Here is a 22,142-nt window from a genome sequence, read left to right as displayed (position 1 = left end):
GTTTCTCTGCAATTTCATATTATTGTAAATTCGCACAAAGGGTGTTATTGCAAAATTTGACTAAATGTTCGACAATGAGCAAAAAGGCTTCAATAGCATTCATGCCACTTTGAACTCCATTCAAATAGTCGGATAGGGAAAGGAACGATATTATGAGCCCGATTGAATTGCAGCCTGCTGATGTCGATCGTTTGCTGGAGGAGCATCGCCGTTTTTTTTATTCAAAACAGACACTCAGCATCGATTTTCGAATCGAACAATTGAAGAAGCTAAGAGCGGGCATATTACGCTTTGAAGATCGTATTAATGAAGCTTTGCGATTGGATCTCGGCAAGCATCCTTTCGAGACCTATACATCTGAAGTTGGGTTCGTGCTTAGCAGCATCCGGCATACGATCAAGCATATCCGCAAATGGGCCAAGCCGAAACGGGCGGCAACGCCAATCTATCTGCAGCCTGCGAAAAGCTCGATAATTTACGAGCCATACGGTACCGTACTAATCATCGGGCCTTACAATTATCCGTTTCAATTGCTTATCGAGCCGCTCGTTGGCGCGATAGCCGCCGGGAACGGTGCGGTGCTGAAGCCGTCCGAGCTTGTGCCGAACACAGCTGGCGTCATCAAGGAAATGATTGAAGCGACATTTGACTCCTCTTATGTTCGCACGGTACAAGGCGGGGTAGAAACGAATACGTCGCTTTTTCATGCGTCTTTTGATTATATTTTTTTCACGGGAAGCGTTCCGGTTGGCAAAATTGTAATGGCGGCGGCCGCGAAAAACCTCGTACCGGTTACTTTGGAGCTGGGCGGGAAAAGTCCGGTCATTGTAGATGAGAGCGCTAATCTGAAGATTGCCGCGCAGCGGATCGTATGGGGGAAAATGCTTAATTCGGGGCAAACCTGCGTAGCGCCGGATTATTTGCTCGTGCACGAATCGGTCAAGGAGCCGTTGCTGAACGAAATGATTGCCGCTATCCGGCAGTTTTACGGAACTGATATTGCACAAAGCAACGATTTCGGGCGGATTGTCAACACAAGGCATTTCCACCGCTTGAAGGCCATTCTCGATCAAGACAAATCGGAAATCATTTATGGCGGCAATACCGATGAGCAAAACCGCTTGATTGAGCCGACCTTGACAGCTGCGACATGGGAATCGGCTTCCATGGCGGACGAAATTTTTGGCCCGATATTGCCTGTAATAAGCTACGCTCGTTTGGATGATGCGATCGCATCAATCAAGAAGCTGGCAAAGCCGCTAGCCTTATATTTATTTACGGCAAACAAGCATACGGAGCAAAAGGTGCTGGCCGAGGTATCATCGGGAGGCGTCAGCATTAACGATACAATTACGCATTTAGCCAATCCCGAATTGCCGTTTGGCGGCGTAGGCAGCTCCGGCATAGGCTCCTATCATGGCCGGTTCAGCTTTTCGACTTTCTCGCATGCGCGCAGCGTATTGAAGAAAAGCAACAAGATCCATTTAACGCTGCTGTTCCCTCCGTATAGCGCGAGGACGCTTGAGCTTGTGCGGAAGCTGCTGAAATGACGGAGCAACCATTTTTTACGTTTGACCAATATACCTTATGGGGTATATTATAAGGACAGAAACAAGCTGTTTCAGAAAGGAGAGAAGCCGAATGGATTATAACGATCAAATGAAAAATCGCATCAAACGGATTGAAGGGCAGCTGCGGGGCATTCTGAAAATGATGGAAGAAAACAAAGACTGTAAAGAAGTCATTACGCAGCTTTCAGCGTCAAGAACGGCGATCGACCGCACGATCGGATTAATCGTCAGCTCTAACCTGGTAGAGTGTGTAAAGCATGGAGAAGAAAACGGCAAGGATACGGAAAAGCTCGTGCTTGAAGCTGTTAACTTGCTTGTCAAAAGCAGATAAGCGGATCAACTAATTAATAAAGGGGTTGACACCCCTTTCTGTATCGTTTAATATACCCCTATGGGTATACAAAATAATATTTCGGAGGTAATGAATAATGAAAGCAAACAAAGTATTAGACGCAAAAGGGCTGGCTTGTCCAATGCCGATCGTAAGAACGAAGAAAGCGATGAATGAATTGGAATCCGGTCAGGTGTTAGAAATTCAAGTAACAGACAAAGGCGCTAAAAACGATTTGGCGGCATGGGCGAAAGCAAGCGGCAACGAACTGATGGAGCATAAAGAAGACGGTGAAGTGCTTACGTTCTGGATGAAAAAAGGGTAATTATATTTTTTTGCCTTAAATAATACCCGTTAGGGTATACAATCACAAATAGGAGGTCATTCCAACAATGACGGAAACAAAAAGAACGACTATCGTTTTATTCAGCGGTGACTATGACAAAGCTATGGCCGCTTATATTATTGCCAACGGGGCTGCCGCTTATGATCACGAAGTGACGATTTTCCACACGTTTTGGGGCTTGAATACGCTTCGCAAGGACGAGGAAGTGATGCTTCCGAAACCAAAAGGATTTATGGAAAAAATGTTTGGCAAAATGATGCCGCGCGGCGCCGATAAGTTAGGCCTTTCCAATATGAATTTCGCTGGCATGGGGCCGAAAATGATTAAAGATGTGATCAAGAAGCATAATGCGCTGACGCTTCCGCAATTGATCGAAATGGCGAAGGAACAAGATATTAAGCTGGTTGCCTGCACAATGACGATGGATTTGCTGGGGCTACAGAAAGAAGAGCTATTGGACAATATCGAATATGCCGGTGTTGCGGCTTATTTAGCTGATGCTCAAGAAGGCAATGTAAATCTGTTCATCTAATTTTTTTTAAATAAATTTATACCCCATGGGGTAATTATAGAGCGGAGGTCTTGCAATCTATGACAACCATTAAAGCAGATGTGACGCTGGATGCGAAAGGCTTGGCATGTCCTATGCCAATTGTAAAGACGAAAAAAGCGATGAAGGACCTGGAAACGGGTCAAGTATTGGAAGTAGCGGCAACGGACAAAGGCTCGAAGGCGGACATTCAGGCGTGGGCGGAAAGCACAGGGCAGCAATATATCGGCACGATTGAAGAAGGCGAGGTTTTGAAGCATTACTTGCGCAAAAGCTCGGGAGAAGACGGCGCAGAGCATCGCTTTGCGAATGCGGTTAACAACGCATTTTTGACCGAGAAACTTCAAGAAGGAAAGCCGGTTGTCGTCCTTGATGTGAGGGAGTCGGCGGAGCATCAGTTCAACCATATACCCGGGGCTGTATCGATCCCGCTCGGTGAATTGGATACTCGGCTAGGCGAGCTGGACAAAGGAAGCGAAATTTATGTCATATGCCGCACGGGAACACGCAGCGACTTGGCTTGCCAGAAGCTTGCCGCAAACGGTTTTGAACAGGTATATAACGTACTGCCGGGAATGAGCGGCTGGACAGGGGAAACGAAGGGCTTTAACAGCTAACGATTGCTAATAAGCTCTAGTCATCCATTCCTAACCGCAAAAAGAAGGATCAACAATTATCTAATAGATGAACTGGAGGAATAATGAAATGACAATCAAAGCAATGTTGTCGCAGGAAGTGGCTGAAATAGCGATTCAAAAACAAAAACTGTTTATTCTTGACGTTCGCAATGAGACCGATTTTGCCGATTGGAAAATTGAAGGGGAAGGCATCACCCATCTTAACGTTCCTTATTTCGATTTGATCGACGGCGTGGAGGAAATTATCGATCAATTGCCTGCGGATCAAAAGGTGCTGGTCGTCTGCGCGAAAGAAGGCTCGTCGATCATGGTTGCGGAAATGCTGCATGAGCAAGGCCGCGATGTTGCATATTTGAAAGGCGGCATGAAAGCTTGGAGCGAGCATCTCGTTCCGTTAAAAGTCGGCGATCTCGGCGAAGGCGGCGAGCTTTACCAATTCGTGCGGATCGGCAAAGGCTGTCTCTCCTACATGGCGGTATCGAACGGCGAAGCTGCGTTGTTCGATGCGACGCGAATGACGGATGTGTATATCGATTTTGCTAATAGCTTGGGTGCCACGATTAAACATGTTTTCGATACGCATTTGCATGCCGACCACATTTCCGGCGGAAGAGTTATTGCCGAGAAAACAGGCGCAACGTATTGGCTTCCGCCAAAGGATGCAGGCGAGGTTGTATTCTCGTACGAGCCTTTGACAGACGGTACTGATGTAGCGATCGGCCATAGCAAAATCAGCATCGGCGCGCTCTATTCGCCGGGCCATACGATCGGCTCCACTTCATTCGTCATAGACGATCGTTATTTGCTGACTGGAGATATTTTGTTTATCGATTCGATCGGACGTCCTGACCTTGCCGGGCTCGCCGAGGATTGGGTCGGTGATTTGCGCGAAACGCTGTACTCCAGATACAAAGAGCTGCATGAAGATTTGATCGTTTTGCCAGCGCACTTTATGACAATGGATGAATTGAATGATGACGGTACGGCAGCACGCAAGCTGGGTGAGCTCTATGCGACCAACCACGGACTGAACGTGGAGGATGAGGAGCAATTCAGAACAACGGTTACAAAAAATTTGCCGCCGCAGCCGAACGCTTACGTTGAAATTCGCCAGACGAATATGGGGAAAATTACACCGAACGAAGAACAGCAGCGCGAAATGGAAATCGGTCCGAATCGCTGCGCCGTCCGCTAACAATAGATAATCAACAGAGAAGGGGGAGGCGCGTATGGATTTAAGCTTAACGTATATCGTTGTAATCTTTCTAATCGGCTTCATTGGATCTTATATTTCCGGAATGGTTGGCATCGGCGGATCCATCATTAAATATCCGATGCTGCTGTATATACCGCCGTTATTCGGCCTTGCCGCATTCACAGCGCATGAGGTTTCCGGCATCAGCGCCGTACAAGTGCTGTTTGCTACGATTGGCGGGGTGTTCGCATACCGCAAGGGCGGATATTTAAATAAAACATTGATCGCCTATATGGGCGGCGCGATCTTGATCGGCAGCTTTGTCGGCGGCTTCGGATCGAAAATGATGAGCGAATCCGGCATCAATATTATTTACGGCCTGCTCGCGTCAATTGCCGCCGTCATGATGTTCATCCCGAAAAAAGGGATTGACGAGAAACCGCTGGATCAAGTGAAATTCAATAAAGGGCTTGCTGCGGGACTAGCGCTCGTTGTTGGCCTTGGGGCCGGAATTGTCGGCGCGGCGGGAGCGTTTCTGCTCGTTCCGATTATGCTCGTCGTATTGAAAATACCGACCCGCATGACAATCGCTTCCTCGCTTGCGATTACGTTCATTTCATCAATCGGCTCCACCGTCGGCAAAGTGACGACGGGTCAGGTCGAATATTGGCCGGCTATTATTATGGTTGTCGCAAGCCTGATTGCTTCGCCGCTTGGCGCAGCGGCCGGCAAAAAAATGAATACGAAAGTGCTGCAGGTCATTTTAGCGGTGCTGATTATGGCAACGGCGCTTAAAATATGGTTGGACATGCTGTAAAAGGCGAATAAATCTCAAATAGAATCGGACAGAAGGATTGCGCGGCGAATAGCTGGCAATCCTTCTGTTTTTTGCCCGTTTGCCGATTTGACAGAATCCGCTTACAGTAGTACCCTTCAAGTGATTAAATAGGGTATCCGTTTCCAACTACTTCGAAAAGAATGTGATCATTTGACGCAGCTTAAGCTAAGGACACAGCACTATTTGAATCGATATTTTTCCGGCGAGTCGATGAATTATCGCCAAATGTATGCCTTATTCCTGCCTATACTTATCGACCAGGCTTTCATTATTGGATTGAATTTAGTGAACACAGCCATGATCAGCTCGTCGGGCGTAGATGCTGTCAGTGCCGTTAATATGGTCGACTCGTTAAATATTTTTCTTATTCATGTGTTTATAGCAGTGGCAACGGGAGGAACGGTCGTCGTCGCACAGTACAAGGGAAGCGGCAACGATCAGATGGTAGCCCGCGCAACGTCGGGAAGCATCGTTTCCGTAACGTTGCTGTCGATTGCGATCGGGGTGCTCATCATTGCGCTGCACAGCCCGCTCATGCGCATTTTGTTCGGAGCGGCTTCTCCTGATGTGCTGCATAGCGCCAAAATCTATTTGATCGGCAGCGCTGTTTCTTTCGCGGGACTAGCGGTTGTGCAGGCGGTGTGCGGCGCGCTTAGGGGCATAGGCAAAAGCCGAGTATCGCTTTTCTTGTCCCTTATTATGAACGTGCTGTACATGCTGCTTAACGTGTTGTATATCCAGGTTCTCGATATGGGCGTGTGGGGGATGACGCTGGCGATTAATATCGCCAGATTCGCCGGCGCCGCTTGCGCGCTTTATTATTTGTTCAAAATCGATACGACGCTGCATTTGCGCATCCGCGATCTGTTTCGCATCCCGCTGTCAATGCTGCGCAAAATTATGTTTATCGGGCTGCCGTTCGCGGCTGAGCAAATGTTTTTCAACGGCGGGAAGCTGTTGACGCAAGTATTTATCGTCGGTCTTGGCACGTATGCTATCGCGGCGAATGCGATTGCCGGAACCTTAATTATGATTTTTCAAATTCCGGCGTCTGCGTTGTCATTGACGATCGTGACGGTCGTTGGCCAAAGCATCGGCAGCGGAAATATACAGGATGCCCGCAAATTTATACGTTCCTTTCTATGGCTTGGCTCCGCATTTATGGTGTTGACTGGTGTACTGCTTATGCCGTTCTATGCGCCGTTAGTCGGGATATTTAGCCCGCCGGCTGAAATTGCAGACGATATTTTTCTGCTTATGATTATTACGGTCATCGTTCAAATCCCGTTGTGGGCGGTCAGCTTTATATTGCCTTCGGCATTAAGAGCCGCAGGAGATGCCCGCTTCACATCGACGTCTTCCATGCTGACCATGTGGCTGTTCCGCGTCATTCTCGGGTATGTGCTCGGCATTACGTTCGGATGGGGCATTCTCGGCGTCTGGATTGCAATGAATCTGGAATGGGGCATACGCGGAGCCGTCTTTATGTGGCGGTTCAGAGGGGAAGAGTGGTACAAGCATAAACTGATATAACCGCTAATCCTCTTCCTGAATGCGAATATTGCATTCAGGGAGAGGATTTTATTTTGTCACGAGGCTGTAAGAAACGGAGGTTAAAATAGGGCTTATTCATGAAAACTAAGCCGAAGGAGCACGAAATAATGAACCTGTTAAAGACGACTAGCCTAATTAAAAAATACGGCAAACAGCCAAATGAAATGACAGCGCTCGATAGCGTCGAAATCGAAATCGCCGAGGGCGAATTTGTTGCGATCGTCGGAACGTCCGGAAGCGGAAAATCAACGCTTCTCCATATGCTTGGCGGCCTTGACCGGCCGACAGCCGGGCAAGTAATGGTTGACGGCAAATCGATTTTTGAAATGAACGACGACGAATTGACCATTTTCCGCAGACGCAAAATCGGTTTCGTATTCCAGCAGTATAATCTCGTGCCCATTCTTAATGTGTACGAAAATATCGTATTGCCAATCGAGTTGGACGGCAACAGAGTCGACACCGGCTATTTGGATCATCTTGTAAAGACGCTTGGCATCGCAGACAAACTGAATCAGCTGCCGAACCAATTGTCAGGCGGTCAACAGCAGCGCGTTGCGATCGCTAGAGCATTGATAACGAAGCCGTCTATTGTGTTGGCGGACGAGCCGACCGGCAATCTGGACAGCCGTACAAGCCAAGATGTAATGGGCTTATTGAAGCTGACGAGCAAACAATTCAATCAGACGATTGTGATGATTACCCATAATGAAGAAATCGCGCAGCTTGCCGATCGAACGATCCGCATTGGGGACGGAAAAGTGGTTGGAGGGAATACGAAATGATGTTTTCTAATACCAACAAGGCGATTATAGGCAAATTAGTCAATCGAAGCTTAAAGGCGAACCGATCCGGCAATGCCATTATCATTTTGGCGATCGTGCTTACAACCTGGCTGCTTACAACCGTTTTTAGTATCGGAATGAGCACAATGAAATCATTTGAAGCAGAAAAAATGAAGCTGATCGGGACGACGGCGGATGCTGCATTTTCGAACCCGACGAGCAAGCAGCTGGAGGAGCTAAAGAAGCTGTCTTATGTCGAGCATGCCGGAACCAATAAGATTATAGGTTCGCTTGTACCGCCGGAGCAAGAGGCAAACGACTGGCAAGCGGCGATGTATCTATATGATGATGTGGAATGGAAGCAAATGAGAGCTCCACTTCTGGGCATGAATGCCGAGCGATATCCGGAAAAAGCCGATGAAGTTATTATTCCGACCTGGATTTTGGAGCATCTAGGCATTAAAGAGCCCAAAGCAGGCATGACGCTGCCTCTTACCTATCAAAGGCTAGCGGGCGACGGGGAACTGGCGTCAGAGACGATGACGGGAACATTTACGCTTATCGGCTGGTACAATGACTATTCCCAGCTTCGAATGGATCAGCCCGGCGCTATTCTGGTTTCGCCGCAGTTCGCAGCGTCTGCAGAATACGCCGGTTCGGCAAACAGCGTTGCATCGGTGTCATTTCATGACGGCAATGCCGAACAGCTGATGGATCGATTAAAGCGCGATTTGAACTTAGAACAAGAGCAGGAACCGTATATATTTGCGCCGGATGACGGCAATTCAGCGTCCGATTGGACAACAATGGCCGGCATCGTCGGTCTCATTATTTTCGTGATGTTTAGCGGTTATTTGCTCATTTACAATATGATCTACATTTCCGTTACAACGAAAACGAAATTTTACGGACTGTTGAAAACAATCGGCATGACACGCAGGCAAGTAAAGCAAATGGTCAACGGCGAAGCCCGCCGATTGGCGCTGATCGGCATTGTAATCGGGCTTGCCGCGGGAGCGCTCACTTCATTTTTCATTGTTCCGCTTGCAATTGGGACGACGGCGATTGAGACAGGTACCGAGATTTCGTTCCATCCGGTTATTTTTGCGGGCTCTGCGTTATTTGCATGGTTGACGACATGGGCTGGATACCGGAAGCCGGCGCGTATTGCGGGAAGCATCTCGCCGATTGAAGCATCCAAGTATGAACGGGGCTCGACGAAAAAGGGGCGGCATGGAGCAAAGGTGCATCGTATGGCGCTTCGCAACATATTTCGCGACCGAAAACGTGCATTTACTGTCTTATTGTCTTTATTTCTTGGTCTAACCACCTTTCTGACGATAAACACGCTTATTCTTAGCATGAATACGGACAATTTTATCGAGCAGTATGTCAAAGATGATTTCCAGCTGGAAAATGATGATGCCTTATGGGAAGAAGATGAAGCGAAACGGCATAAACTGACTGATCAAATGGTTCAAACTATACGAGAATTAGAAGGCGTCAAGGAAACCCGCGCCGTATATTTGGAAAAGGCCGAGCTTGATTATGAGCCTGCTGTTTTCAGCAAGCATGTCGATTCCTTTTCTCGAATGACGGGATCCGAACGTCCAACCGATAAGCAAATCGAAGAGATGAAGCTGTTCGGGTCTAGGATGATCGGATTGGACAGCAAGTCCATCGAACAAATGAATGCCGAATTGGCAGAGCCGATCGATCTTGAACGATTCGAGAAAGGGGAAATTGCTTTGCTCGAAGGCAATGCGGACGATTTTTCGCTCGGCGAGCGATTCCGTTATCAAATGCCGGGCAGTGAGGAGGTCCGAGAGCTCGAAATCGGCGGCTTCGCTCCTCCGCATTACTCGGTATCGGTGATGGGGTTAGCTCCGAACGTTTATGTAAGCGATAAGGTGCTTAAGGAAGCGGCTAAAGATCCGGCACTTTACAAACTGGCGTTGTCCGTCGACAAAAAGAATTGGCCGGAAGTGGGGAAAAAGCTGGATTCGCTCGTAAATGGAGACCGCGAGTTGAAATTGACTTCCAAATGGCAGTGGGCGCAAATCATGAAATCGGCGAAGACCGTATTTTATATTGGCGGCGGAGCGCTCTCATTCATTTTGGCGCTCATCGGACTATTGAACTTTGTTGGAACGATGTATACGAGCGTGTTTGTCCGAAAACGCGAACTTGCAGTCATGGAGAGTATCGGGATGACTCGCAATCAGGTTAAACAAATGCTTCTATTGGAAGGGACGGGCTACGCTGTCATTTCGCTGGCGCTTATTTCGACGCTGGGGACTCTAATCAGCTATGGCGCCTATTGGCTATTCAGCCAAGAAGCTGATTATGCCATTTATACATTTCCGACAATGCCGTTGCTGATCACTTTCGCAGTCGCCTTTCTCGTTTGCTTGACCGTCCCGTTAATCGCGTATAATAAATCGAGAAAGCTTACTGTCGTGGATAGGCTGCGTGAATCCGCATAATGGAATTGAGGTGTTTGGGATGGCTAAGCTGCTCATCGTCGAAGATGACCGGCCGCTGAATGAAGGATTAACCTTTGCGCTAAAGAAACAAGGCTTTGATGTAGTTTCAGCTTACTCCGCTCAAGAAGGGCTGCGTGCATTCGGCAATGAAGAAGCTGATCTGATCATACTCGATATTAATTTGCCGGATGGGAACGGGCTGGAGCTATGCAAGGAAATCCGCCGATACTCGGAACTGCCGATACTGTTTCTGACAGCGAAAGATGCGGAGCCCGATATGATCGAGGGCTTTCAAGCCGGAGCTGACGATTATATTGCAAAGCCCTTCAGCATAGCGGTGCTGTCGCAGCGCATCATGGCGGTGCTGCGAAGAGGAGGCGCGAGCGCGGATAATCGTATTAATCGATTTGCCTATAAAGATTTTGAGATTGATTATAATAAAATGAAAGCATATAAAGGCAATGTTGAAGTAAAGCTAACGGCAACGGAGTACAAGCTGCTGGCGGTTTTGACGGAGAACAGCAAGCAGGTGCTGACCCGCCAAATGCTGCTCGATAAGCTGTGGGATATAGACGGCGCTTTTGTTGACGAGAACACGCTTAGCGTCAACATCAAGAGGCTGCGGAGTAAAATAGAGGATGATCCTAAAAAACCTGTCTTTATTAAAACCGTATTCGGTATTGGCTATACGTGGGGAGAGTGACGAATGAAAAGCTCGATGATCCGCATCGTTGCGGTTAGCTCGGGGCTGTATGCGATCGCATGCAGCCTGTTTTTTATTGTATTATGGCGGCTCGGCGCCAGCGGGCTCGTATGGGCTGCGGCGGCTGTCTTTGCTGCAGCAATAGCCGTTCTGTTTGCTGGCTATACATGGTCTGTCCGAAGTAAAATGTCCGATGTTGTACAGAAGCTGTCGCAGACGATCCAGTCGCTTAGCGATTTGGAGGAGCGGGAGCTGTTCTCTGCTTATGAGGACAGTTTGCTCTCCAAGCTGCAGCATCAGGTCATACAGCTCTCAAGGACGATGAAGTCGAGGCAATTGAAGTATAAAGAGGAGGGCGATGAAATTAAATCGCTCATTTCTGATATCGCGCATCAATTAAAAACGCCATTGGCAAATTTAAATATGTACTTGGCCTTATTGTCGGATCCAGATTTATCTTCGGACATACGAAAGGAATTTACGGATGTGCTGATGCGGCAAGCCGAGCGGCTGACATGGCAAATGGAAAGCTTAATCAAAATGTCTCGTTTGGAAGGCGGCATTATTGCGATCCGCCTGGAGAAGCAGGATATCGTCGATACCGTACTTGCCGCGTTGAAGGAGGTATATCTGCTAGCTGAAAGCAAAGAGATAGAACTGCTGCTGCAAGGTGAAAAGAGTCTATTGCTCAAGCATGATGCGCGTTGGACCGGCGAAGCGATCGGCAACCTTCTCGATAATGCGATCAAATATTCGCGAAAAGGCGGGAAAGTTACGATTGCGGTAACCCGATACGAGCTCTTTGTCCGTATCGACATTGAAGATGAAGGGATTGGCGTGGAGGAGCGGGAGTTTAATGCGATTTTCAAACGGTTTTATCGCGGGGATAACGCTTCGTCAACAGAAGGTGTCGGCATCGGCCTGTACTTAGCCAGAAAAATAATAAGCGAACAGAACGGTTATATCAAAGTAAGCTCGCAGCTGGGAAGAGGGAGCCGATTTTCGCTGTTTTTGCCGCTGTAATAACAAGGATAAGAAAAAGCCCCTTCCGGGACCCGCTTATATCGTGGGGCTGGATGGGGCTGTGCAATCCGTTAGTCTTGCACAAATTGAAACCATTTGAAGTCAAACTGGCTGCCTGGCAAAAATATGAACGTCACCTTTTGCGGGCCGGCTATACGCTCCAGTTCAAATTCCCGTTCGCAATAGCCGTCGGAATAGGCGAACTCGACAATTTGTTTGGACTCCCCATGAGGGCTGTTGAACATAATATGCAGCGTATTGTTGTCCAGCGGCGAATGCCCGCACAGAACGAGCTTTGAGCTGCCCGTCACGCCGAAATCCATATCCTCGTACACGATCGAAACGTTGTTGCCGATATGTTCGATTGCGCCATCGGAAAGCGTGAAGGAATCTCCGTAAATTTGGCTATAGTCAATGCTGCTCAAACGCTCATATGCTTTTTGGATTGGTTTGAATTGAAACCCTTTCAGATGGATTTTTCGCTTCAACACAAAAGTAAGCGACGTAACGCCTGTCAAACGTTTAGGCAGACGGTACGTTTCCTCCTGATAAACATTCCATATCGTTTGCTTATGATAGGTCACGCGCGTCAGCATTTCGGCGCCTTCTTCTCCCGGCGTGCCTTTCCAAATCTCAAGCGGAAATTGCTCGCTGTCCAAGGAGAAGATCGGCAGCGTAATTTCATCGGAGCCGAAGCTGCCGAAGTCCATCCGGTCGAAGCAGATCCAGCTTTCGCCGTCTCTAGCCGTAGCGACGCCCCGTTCATTGCCGTTCGTCAAGTTTTTACTGCTTGCATCGTTATGGTTGCCTGCGGAGACGAACGAATACGGATTTAGGTGCGCGTATCCGAGGCCGTCGATTTTCAGCTCCAGCAGGGAGTACAGCTTCGTTTTATCCGCGCCGTTCGTCGTTCCGCAGCGTATATAAATGTCACCGTCTCCAAGCGCAGAGATGACCGCTTCGTGCCCGTTTGTCTCGATTGTGGCAATGTTGGTGTCGACGCCTGCCGCATTCGTAAGGCGCCACTGTACGTCTTGATAGGTTGCATCGCTCGGATGCAGGTTGACCCTGACAGGCAGCGAGCGGTTGTCCGGCGAAAACGTTGTGCCCTGCGGGCACACAATTTCGAGCTTGCGCACCGGAATTTCGTTGTCAGCCGTTTCCGTATGCTCGGTTTCTGTAAAAGCAAATAGGGAATAGCCTTCGCCTTTCGCTTCGGGTGCATCCGCTTCAACAGCATTAAGCGTAAGCTCTCCGGCTGTCAGCCCATTGGAGGCTGCTCTAACAACAATGGAGCCTGCTTCCGCGGTGCTCGCAATGACGGCCAGCAGCTTGCCGCTGAACATCCGCCGATGCGTTCCTTTGTACGAATCATAATCGGTGCTGTCGCCATTATCGAGCCCGACAAGACGGCCCGGACCTTCAACGGCAACATGAATGCGGTTGTTGGCATTGGCGACCGGACGGCCTTGCAAATCTGCAGCGGAGATTTCTATAAAAATAAGATCCTCGCCGTCGGCTGAGATCGTTTGCTTGTCAGGCGTTAATACGACGGCAGCCGCATTGCCGAAGGACGCTTGAACATCGGTCGCAATCGGCTTGTTGTGCTCATCGTATGCGACTGCCCGAAGCGTGCCTTCGGTATAAGGGATGCGCCATTCGCCTAGCAGCTTTTGGCCGCTCACATGGTCGATATCGAAAGTTCCCTCCGATACATCGTTGAAAAACAGTTCGATGCGCGGCGCGTTCGAGCAAACCCGTACGTCGATTAATTGGCCTTCAGAAAAATCCCAGTACGGGAAAATATGAACCATCGGATTCGTTTTGTAGCTCGTCCATTCCGCTTGATAAATATAGAAGGAATCTTTTTTGAAGCCGGCTGTATCGATCTGGCCGAAGTAAGAGTTTTTCGTATGATAAGGGGTCGGTTCTCCGATATAATCAAAGCCGGTCCACAAAAACTGTCCGAGCGAGAAGGTCGCATCGCGGTCAGCAATAATGCAGGCCTCTGTGCTTCTAGCTCCCCAGCTGGTCGAGCTGTTGCCAAGTGCCGAGCATTGCTCGTCGTCATCGGCCAAGACGGACTGCGCCAGCGGGAAGTGATAAATGCCTCTGCTTTGTACGGTAGAGGCGGTCTCGCTTCCGTAAATGATCCAGTCCGGATGATCGTTATGGTGCTGCTCGTACAGTTTTTCGCCATAGTTGTATCCGGCAATAGTAACGAGCTCGGCGCATTTTTGCGCATTTTCCCAAGCCATATAATTGGAGCCTATCGTCACATATGCATTTTTCTTCGGATCATGGATGAGTACGAGATCGCGCAGCATGACGGTGATTTCTTGGCCGCGTTCGTCGGCATGCGTGTCATAGATTTCGTTGCCGATGCTCCACATGAGCATGCTTGGGCGATTGCGGTCCCGGCGAACCCAGCTTGCAACGTCTCGCTCATGCCATTCAGAGAAAAAGCGGGCGTAGTCATAGGTCGTCTTTTTCCGTTCCCACATATCGAAAGCTTCCGAAACGATTAATACGCCCATCTCATCGGCTAAATCCATCAGCTCAACTGCCGGCATGTTATGCGCAGTGCGAATTGCGTTAACACCCATTTCCTGCAAGAGCGTGATTTGTCTTCTAAGCGCCGTTTTGTTTACGGCCGCTCCGAGGCAGCCTAAATCATGGTGCTGGCAAACGCCGTTTAATTTGACATGGCGGCCGTTAAGGAAGAAGCCTTTTTGGCTGTCAAATTCGATTGTGCGAAAGCCGAACCGTTCCGTTTCCGCGTCGATAACCGCACCGTCCTTTAAGAGTTCGGTATTCAGCCAGTAGCAGACTGGATTGATAATATCCCACACCTGAGGAGCGGAAACAGCGAGAGTGGAGCTCGCGTTTATTGTACCGGATGCGCTTAACGAGACGTCCGTTTCGCTGCCGGTTACGACGCTGCCGGATGCATCCAAGAGGCTATGGCGAAGCTTGTATTCGGAACCCGTGCCTTCGGTAAAACGGATTTCGGCCTCTACTTCGACGTTCCAGCTTTCTTCAGATTTAACAGCCGAAATATAGATGCCGTCCGCAACAAGGTGGGTATCAGGCCGGCGGACTAGCCATACGGAACGGTAAATGCCTGCACCGGAATACCATCGGGAGTTGGGGGACTCATGAATAACTTGAACGTATACTTCATTAGATCCCGGTTTTATGTGAGGCGTAATATCGATTTCAAAGGTCGAATAGCCGTACCTCCATTCGCCGGCGAATTGCCCGTTTACATAAACGGAGGCGTTCATATAGACCCCTTCAAAACGGAGCGATGTTAATGTCTTTGGAGCGATTTCGTCGATGACGAAATGTTTACGGTACCAGCCTTGACCGTTCTCGTACAAATTGTTGGCGTCATAGATGAGCCAGTCGTGAGGCAAGGTTACGGCTTGCCAATCAAAGCTTCCTGAAGCAACGGCGTCATATTCGGTAAGCAAAGGTTGTTTAACGAAAAACCAGTCGTTATTAAAACGTTTTTTCTGGCTCATTGGCGAAAAAAATCTCCCTTCATGTCTGGCAACTTTAAGTTGCCAAGTTGATAATATGTATCTTGTATACAAGTATACAATGTTTCAGATTTTACGTCATGCTTTAATTCACGGGTACGAGGATGCAAATGAGGCCTTTTATTGTACAATTGAATAAGTAGCTAGTATTCTTGATTTAATGCCTGCATTTAAAGGCTAACACCGGAGGGCAAACGAATGAATGCTGGGTTGTTTGTGTTTGAATTAGCATTGCAGGTTGTTTTTCTAATGTCGATTTTCATGGCATATCGACATAGGCATAAGATCATTGCAAGTATGATGATTGCAGCATTCAGCCTTGAAATATTATCCTTTATTTTGTGCAGCCCTTTTACGAATTCAGGCGATTGGCTGTTTATCGACGGCTGGCTGTTCTACGCAACCCAATTTTGGATTACGCTGCCTCTTTTTTTCATGTTGTGGGGTTGTTGGTTTATGACATCATGGCGAAAAGGGAAGCGTAAGAAGCATGAAGAGACTTTAATTAATTGAGGAGCACACTATGAATCATACAAAACTTGAAGGAGCCGGCTGGCATTTCGATAACAGTTATGCGGCGCTGCCCGAAATATTTTTTGCCAGACAAAATCCTGTGCCCGTACGCTCGCCAAAGCTTGTTCGATTGAATCATGCATTAGCGCAATCGTTGGGGTTGAATGCTCAGGCGCTGGAAACGGAAGAGGGGGCGCAAGTTTTTGCGGGCAATGCGATTCCGGAAGGCGCGCTGCCATTGGCTCAAGCTTATGCGGGCCATCAGTTCGGCAATTTTACGAAGCTAGGCGATGGACGGGCGATGCTGCTTGGCGAACAGCTTACGCCGAGCGGCGAGCGGATCGATATTGCCTATAAAGGATCGGGGCGGACGCCTTATTCCCGCGGCGGCGACGGCAGGGCGGCGCTTGGGCCGATGCTGCGCGAGTATATCATCAGCGAGGCGATGCATGGGCTGGGCATTCCGACGACGCGAAGTTTAGCCGTCGTATCCACAGGAGAGGCGGTCATGCGCGAGACGGCGCTTCCCGGCGCGGTGCTTGTCCGTACTGCAGCTAGCCATTTGCGTGTAGGCACGTTTCAGTATGCAGCGCAGTGGGGGATGAAAGAAGATCTGGAGGCGCTTGCCGAATATGCTTTGCAACGCCATTTTCCGGCGGCTGAAGATGAAGACAATCGATATTTGGCGTTGTTGAAACGGGTGATTCGAGCGCAAGCGGATTTGATCGCGAAATGGCAGCTCGTCGGCTTTGTTCACGGCGTGATGAACACCGATAATATGGCTGTCAGCGGGGAGACGATTGATTACGGTCCTTGCGCATTTATGGATGCGTACGATCCGTCAACCGTGTTCAGTTCCATTGACAGCAACGGACGATATGCGTATGGCAACCAGCCCTATATCGGGGTATGGAACCTGGCGCGTTTTGCCGAAGCGCTGCTGCCGATCCTTCACGAGGATGATGAGGAAGCCGTAAAGCTGGCGGAAGACGCGCTAGCAGAGTTTAGCGGGTTGTTCCAACAGAGCTGGCTGACGGGCATGAGGGCAAAGCTAGGCATATTCAATGTAGAGCCTGAGGATGAGGCGTTCATTGGCGGATTGCTTGGCTTGCTGCATCAGCATCATGCCGATTATACGAACACGTTTATCGCGCTTTCCTTCGATCGGGAGACGGAAACGCAGCTCGAACAAGCGCCTGAATTCGCCGATTGGCGGGAGCGCTGGAAAGCAAGGCTAGGCAGGCAGCCGCAAAGCATGGAGCAATCGCAGCAGCTGATGCGGGCGAGCAATCCTGCGGTAATCCCTCGCAACCATCGGGTAGAGGAAGCGCTGGCGGCCGCAGTTCAGCAAGGCGATTACAGCGTGATGGATCGGCTGCTGGAGGCACTGGCGAATCCGTATGCGCATGCGTCTGGGCATGCTGAATTTGCCGTGCTGCCGGAACCGCCGGATTTGCCCTACCGGACGTTTTGCGGCACGTAGCCTTGCATGAAAAAGGCGCGAAACCGCCGCGATAGAGGAAATAACGCTGTGGCAAAGCGTTATAACCGCGGCGCAGCGCAGAAGCAGTGGAATAACGCTGCGAGGCAGCGTTATTGGCATGAAAAAGGCGCGAAACCGCCGCGATAGAGGAAATAACGCTGTGCTACAGCGTTATAACCGCGGCGCAGCGCCGAAGCAGTGAAATAACGCTGCGAGGCAGCGTTATTTGCATGAAAAAGGCGTGAAACCGCCGCGATAGAGGAAATAACGCTGTGCCACAGCGTTGTAACCGCGGCGCAGCGCCGAAGCAGTGAAATAACGCTGCGAGGCAGCGTTATTGGCATGAAAAAGGCGCGAAACCGCCGCGATAGAGGAAATAACGCTGTGGCAAAGCGTTATAACCGCGGCGCAGGGCCGAAGCAGTGGAATAACGCTGCGAGGCAGCGTTATTGGCATGAAAAAGGCGCGAAACCGCCGCGGCGATGTGCTTCAGATACATTTCATCTAAGCGTGTTCATTTGAGTCATTCGAAAACCCATGGATTTTCAATTTATTACCTTCCAGATCATAGAGGTGAAATTCATGGTAAACCCAGTAAGGGTTGTCCAAATCGTCTACCCTAACGCCTCGTCCTTTAAGTAACTGATATGTCTTTTTGATATTGTCCGACTGCAGGTCGAGGACTGCGTGAGTTTTCGGATTTTCCAGATCGGATTTTACAAGAGCCAGCTTCGTTTGATCGTCGTTTAAACGAAAAAAAACGATATCCCCCATGTTATCGGCCAGCGGTAGCCCAAGATATTCCTTATACCATTCTACTGCCTCTTCAAAATTTCTGACATGCAGCCAGATGACAACCTTACCGTTAAAAAATAGATTCATGGACGTTCCTCCTCAAATAGTTGGGTTAACCTGGGCAAATCGGGACGGGGAGGCGGCGTTCTCATTTCCTCACGATAATGTGAAAGATTCTTCCCCGGATACTGTTTTGGACTAATAGGAACTGCATAATCGACAAAGTACCGATATGAAGGTTCCCATGAAGGATTATTTTGATGAAGAATGATTACAGGCTGACTGGTATAATAAAAACCGCTATTTGGCAGCCAGTCTTCCCAAAATTGTTTTACTCTTTCTCTAGCATGCATAGTAGTGTCAAATATACGCAGAACTGCGTACTGGCCTCCAGCGAAAAGGCGGCACCCGACTTCACCAGTCGAATCAATCGGTTTCAAAAGGGTCAGTCCACAATCCACCCGCATATATTTATTACCAGATACACTCGGGTCTTGATACTCAATGCTTAAAAGTGATGTCAAAGGTGGATTCCAGAGCGAATGCTGACGGGCCCAGTCGAAAATCGCTCCCATCGTCTCAAGGTGGTTTCGATTCTCTTCGAATGTTTTCTCCAGAACCCTCCCATTCGTTCGGATGTAAGCAATGTAGCAGGGCCGCATCCTTTTTATTGTGATATCCAGTTCTAAATCATTGGCGCCACCCTTATTGTAGGCGAGCCATGTTGATTGCAGTTGATTATTCTTGCTATTAATTTTGCGTGATTTGCTATTAATCGAATACATTTTACGGTACTCAGTAGCAGAAACGCCAAAATGATTTCGGAAAGAACGAGAGAAAATGGATACCGAGGAAAACCCGCATTGTCTGGACGTCTCACTAACATCAATCGTCTCCGAATGTTTAAGTTTGCTTGCCGCTTTTTCAAGTCGTATACGGTTTACATATGCGTGTATTGTTTCCCCTGTAATAGACTTAAAAACTCTATGAAGATGATAGGGGGAAACCAAGGCCTTTTCCGACAAATCTTTTAATTCTAAAGGCTTCTCAATATGTTCGTCGATATATTCGATCAGTTTATTAATAACAGCAGTATGCTCCTGCCGAAGATTTACATTTATAGGCCTCAAAAAAATCTTTCCTCCCTTGCGTGCTTACCATTCTTATGTAGCAAGAGCTTCAATAGGCTTGATCATTCATTCCGTTCAATATCACTTCTTCAATGTTATCAAATTCTCCTTTTTAAGAGCCGAATAATGTTTTGGGTCGTGCGACCTCCGCCCAACCCCTACTACTTAAACGCTTTAACAGGCTCCAGCATTCCACCCAAAAAAATTCGCCGTTTCTTATGGTAAGGTTCAGCGTATCCTTGCTAAGGCGAAACTGATTTACGGTACTTTTCGTACAGTCCATTTATTGTTCTGCGCCACTCTTCCTGAGGGATGCAACTCCTCCTCACCAACAAACAAGAATTAGTGTTCTCATGTTGCTGTTGAGGGAAGTCAGCGTGTTTTTTAGCGAATTGGCGTACTCGTTCATCGGCGAAACCTCATCGTGTTTCAAAGGGTCTGCGTTGCCAACTACTTGTCAAGTCCTCTTTCTCTTTTTTGTGCAAAAAAAAGAGCGGGCTATCTTTTCGATAACCTGCTCTTGTTCATGATTTTTAACCCTGCGCCTTAACTTAATGACATTGCCCTGACGGGCAGCAACCCTTTTATTTATTGCGGAGCATCATCGTCCACAGGTCTGAGCTCTCATAGCCGAGACGCCATGCGGCGACGCCGGCAATATCGTATTTTTTCGCAATTTGAATGCGGGCTTGAATCGTCAGGGCTGTTTCCGCCCAGAAGAGGTACGTATAGCCGTCCTTCACATACGTAAACTTCATCAAGCCAGAGTCAGGATCAGGCGTACCGATCGCCCCGGTGTCCGTAATGAGCTGAGGGATTTCCTTCATGTAGATCGCGCGGTTGCCGACGAGCTTGCCATTTCCGTCAAGCTTCCATTCGCGAACGTAAAAAGGAATGCCAAGCATAAGCTTGCTGCGCGGAATGCCGTAGGACAAAAATTGCGAGAGTCCGTCCTCCGTCCATTGCAGACCGGCGACCGGTCCAGGCGTATCGCTGCCGCTCCAATGCTGGTCATAAGCCATAATGATAATCGTATCGACGATATCGCCAAGCGCAGCGTGATCGTAAGCCGTTTGATGGTTCCAGCTCGTGCTGCCTCGCGGCAAGTCGATCGAAATTTTCATGCCCTTCGCATGGACGGCTTCCGCCAACGCTTTGACGAAGGCAGTATAAGCGGCGCGATCCGTGCCGGCAACCTCCTCAAAGTCGAGATTTACGCCATATGCTCCTATATCGGTCAAGCAGCTTGTCAGACCGTTTATGAACGTTGTCTGCGCATCGGCGTTTGCCAAAAATTCGCTTGTCATTTTTTTGTCGAATTGGTTATGAACGAGCGGCATTACTTTAATGCCTTGCTCCCGCAAAGACTTTACGACGGCAGGGTCCGATCTATTGCTCAACAGGCCGTTCGCAGCCGTCAGCTCGAACCAGGACGGGGAATCGATATCGAGACCTTGCGTGTCGGCAACATGTCCCATGATGGTTGATGCGCCGGATGTGCCGTTCCAGCCGAGGTAAATAAGTTTTTTCGTATTGCTCCATAGCTTGCGGCCTTCAGCCGTTTGTACGTAGCTATTCGAGTATCCTCTCGCGTAGGATACAGCAGATTCACGGGAATGAAAGCTTTTTAGCTTCTTGTCGCCTTGATAGACCGACAGATAAGCGGCGTTCGTCCACCAGACGGATCCTTTGTAGACAATTTCAGAATTAGAGTAGTAGTTCGCGTACTGAATAGCTTTTTCTAGAGAGACAAAAGCTTTGATCGGCTTGCCGCTTTGCTGAACCGTGTAGCCGGCGACGTTGGAATGGACAGTTTTGTTCGTCTTCGTATTCATGACCACGCTGTTCGCCACATTGACGGAAGCTTTGATCGCATCGAATAAATAGGCGTAATTTTTCGTGTTTTCCGCTTTGGCTCCATCAACTTCAATTTGATAGACCGCGCTGCCTGCGCGCAGCTTCTTCTCTTGCGCGTCAGAGACGTTATCCCACACCCATTGATTGGAGGAAAGCTCGATGATATGCGAATTCGTCCACTTTCCCGCTTCTTTTTTCGCTGCGGCAATCGTTGTGAATCCCCAATTGGCATAGGTATTGTCGCCTTGGTAGAGCTGATACTTGGCATACGATTGATAGATCCAGCCCGGTTTTTCCAAATCTCTGATATGTACGTAATTCATCGACTTTGCTGCTGCAAGAGCCTGTTCGTAGGAGCGGTATTCCCATTTCGCGTTCGAATTGCCGCCTTGATAAATTTTGTAGCGAGGGAAATTATCCCATACCCAGCCGCGGCCCGTAATGGTCTCGACATGACTGTATTCGAACCCTTGTGCATATGCGATTGCTTGGTTTTCTGTCGAGAATTCTCTGAGCGCTTTGTCGTTTTGATAGACACGGTATTTGGTCATGCTTCCGGCAGCTGATGCGGCGTCTCCCCCAAAGGCGGATAAAACCAAGGATTGCGCAGTCAGCAACGCCAACACCATCGTTGTCCATTTCCTCATCTTCACGTTTTTTCATCACTCTCCTATTCGCTGTCATTTAATAGACGCGCTAGATTGCGAGAGGTTGCGGCGAAATGGAGCATTTTCGGCGGCTACAAATGTTTCCAGCGTTTTTGGATATAAGCGGATAAAAAAGGTGGAAAACAATAACA

Annotated in this window: 19 protein-coding genes; 14 read left to right on the top strand and 5 right to left on the bottom strand. The window is 48.7% G+C overall.

The features are described from left to right. Positions 1-152: 152 nt before the first annotated feature. The 12 genes from GOM71_RS05540 to GOM71_RS05485 all read left to right on the top strand — a co-directional run bounded on the left by GOM71_RS05540 (position 153) and on the right by GOM71_RS05485 (position 12,020). Complete coding sequence (locus GOM71_RS05540; RefSeq protein WP_156278770.1) at positions 153-1,550, top strand: aldehyde dehydrogenase; 1,398 nt, start codon at positions 153-155, stop codon at positions 1,548-1,550. A gap of 91 nt (positions 1,551-1,641) precedes the next feature. Continuing rightward, positions 1,642-1,902, top strand: a complete 261-nt coding sequence (locus GOM71_RS05535) for a metal-sensitive transcriptional regulator (RefSeq protein WP_156278769.1) — start codon at positions 1,642-1,644, stop codon at positions 1,900-1,902. Positions 1,903-1,999: 97 nt separating this feature from the next. Then, complete coding sequence (locus GOM71_RS05530; RefSeq protein WP_156278768.1) at positions 2,000-2,227, top strand: sulfurtransferase TusA family protein; 228 nt, start codon at positions 2,000-2,002, stop codon at positions 2,225-2,227. 67 nt (positions 2,228-2,294) lie between these two features. Beyond that, positions 2,295-2,780, top strand: a complete 486-nt coding sequence (locus GOM71_RS05525; RefSeq protein ID WP_156278767.1) for a DsrE/DsrF/DrsH-like family protein — start codon at positions 2,295-2,297, stop codon at positions 2,778-2,780. A 59-nt stretch (positions 2,781-2,839) separates the two neighbouring features. Beyond that, a complete protein-coding gene (locus GOM71_RS05520; protein WP_156278766.1) occupies positions 2,840-3,415 on the top strand; it encodes a sulfurtransferase TusA family protein in 576 nt (191 codons plus the stop codon). Positions 3,416-3,503: 88 nt separating this feature from the next. After that, complete coding sequence (locus GOM71_RS05515) at positions 3,504-4,631, top strand: MBL fold metallo-hydrolase (protein WP_156278765.1); 1,128 nt, start codon at positions 3,504-3,506, stop codon at positions 4,629-4,631. 34 nt (positions 4,632-4,665) lie between these two features. Beyond that, the gene (locus GOM71_RS05510) at positions 4,666-5,448 is read left to right on the top strand and encodes a sulfite exporter TauE/SafE family protein (RefSeq protein ID WP_156278764.1); all 783 of its coding nucleotides are present in this window, start codon (positions 4,666-4,668) and stop codon (positions 5,446-5,448) included. A gap of 171 nt (positions 5,449-5,619) precedes the next feature. Then, positions 5,620-7,002: an MATE family efflux transporter gene (locus tag GOM71_RS05505; RefSeq protein ID WP_253944719.1), complete on the top strand. Its 1,383-nt coding sequence runs from the start codon at positions 5,620-5,622 to the stop codon at positions 7,000-7,002. 128 nt (positions 7,003-7,130) lie between these two features. Beyond that, positions 7,131-7,808: an ABC transporter ATP-binding protein gene (locus GOM71_RS05500; RefSeq protein ID WP_156278763.1), complete on the top strand. Its 678-nt coding sequence runs from the start codon at positions 7,131-7,133 to the stop codon at positions 7,806-7,808. Then, on the top strand, positions 7,805-10,294 hold the full coding sequence (locus GOM71_RS05495; RefSeq protein WP_156278762.1) for an ABC transporter permease: 2,490 nt from the start codon (positions 7,805-7,807) through the stop codon (positions 10,292-10,294). Before GOM71_RS05500 ends, GOM71_RS05495 begins: the two co-directional genes overlap by 4 nt. Continuing rightward, positions 10,281-10,997: a response regulator transcription factor gene (locus tag GOM71_RS05490; RefSeq protein WP_216651713.1), complete on the top strand. Its 717-nt coding sequence runs from the start codon at positions 10,281-10,283 to the stop codon at positions 10,995-10,997. The genes GOM71_RS05495 and GOM71_RS05490 overlap by 14 nt, the downstream gene beginning before the upstream one ends. A 3-nt stretch (positions 10,998-11,000) precedes the next feature. Then, positions 11,001-12,020 carry a sensor histidine kinase gene (locus tag GOM71_RS05485; RefSeq protein WP_156278760.1) on the top strand — a complete coding sequence of 340 codons (1,020 nt, stop codon included), beginning with the start codon at positions 11,001-11,003 and terminating at the stop codon, positions 12,018-12,020. Between the two features lie 71 nt (positions 12,021-12,091). Here GOM71_RS05485 and GOM71_RS05480 read toward each other — a convergent pair whose 3' ends face one another. Then, positions 12,092-15,547 carry a glycoside hydrolase family 2 TIM barrel-domain containing protein gene (locus GOM71_RS05480; RefSeq protein WP_156278759.1) on the bottom strand — a complete coding sequence of 1,152 codons (3,456 nt, stop codon included), beginning with the start codon at positions 15,545-15,547 and terminating at the stop codon, positions 12,092-12,094. Positions 15,548-15,763: 216 nt separating this feature from the next. Between GOM71_RS05480 and GOM71_RS05475 the strand changes: the two genes are divergently transcribed. Then, positions 15,764-16,078 (top strand): hypothetical protein, encoded by a 315-nt coding sequence (locus GOM71_RS05475; protein WP_156278758.1) that lies wholly within the window; start codon positions 15,764-15,766, stop codon positions 16,076-16,078. Positions 16,079-16,088: 10 nt separating this feature from the next. Then, positions 16,089-17,561, top strand: a complete 1,473-nt coding sequence (locus GOM71_RS05470) for a protein adenylyltransferase SelO (protein ID WP_156278757.1) — start codon at positions 16,089-16,091, stop codon at positions 17,559-17,561. A 334-nt stretch (positions 17,562-17,895) separates the two neighbouring features. Here the strand turns inward: GOM71_RS05470 and GOM71_RS24050 are convergent, their stop codons facing one another. The 4 genes from GOM71_RS24050 to GOM71_RS05455 form a co-directional block, all read right to left on the bottom strand. Continuing rightward, the gene (locus GOM71_RS24050) at positions 17,896-18,060 is read right to left on the bottom strand and encodes a hypothetical protein (RefSeq protein ID WP_216651712.1); all 165 of its coding nucleotides are present in this window, start codon (positions 18,058-18,060) and stop codon (positions 17,896-17,898) included. Between the two features lie 5 nt (positions 18,061-18,065). Then, positions 18,066-18,443 carry a VOC family protein gene (locus GOM71_RS05465; RefSeq protein ID WP_156278756.1) on the bottom strand — a complete coding sequence of 126 codons (378 nt, stop codon included), beginning with the start codon at positions 18,441-18,443 and terminating at the stop codon, positions 18,066-18,068. Then, positions 18,440-19,486 (bottom strand): AraC family transcriptional regulator, encoded by a 1,047-nt coding sequence (locus GOM71_RS05460; protein WP_156278755.1) that lies wholly within the window; start codon positions 19,484-19,486, stop codon positions 18,440-18,442. Before GOM71_RS05460 ends, GOM71_RS05465 begins: the two co-directional genes overlap by 4 nt. Before the next feature lie 584 nt (positions 19,487-20,070). Further along, the gene (locus GOM71_RS05455) at positions 20,071-21,990 is read right to left on the bottom strand and encodes a glycosyl hydrolase family 18 protein (RefSeq protein ID WP_156278941.1); all 1,920 of its coding nucleotides are present in this window, start codon (positions 21,988-21,990) and stop codon (positions 20,071-20,073) included. Positions 21,991-22,142: the final 152 nt, after the last annotated feature.

The organism is Paenibacillus sp. NEAU-GSW1 (genome assembly GCF_009737085.1).
Lineage (GTDB): Bacteria > Bacillota > Bacilli > Paenibacillales > Paenibacillaceae > Pristimantibacillus.
Note: the sequence above shows the minus strand (reverse complement) of the source record. Positions and strands in the feature narration are given on the sequence as shown.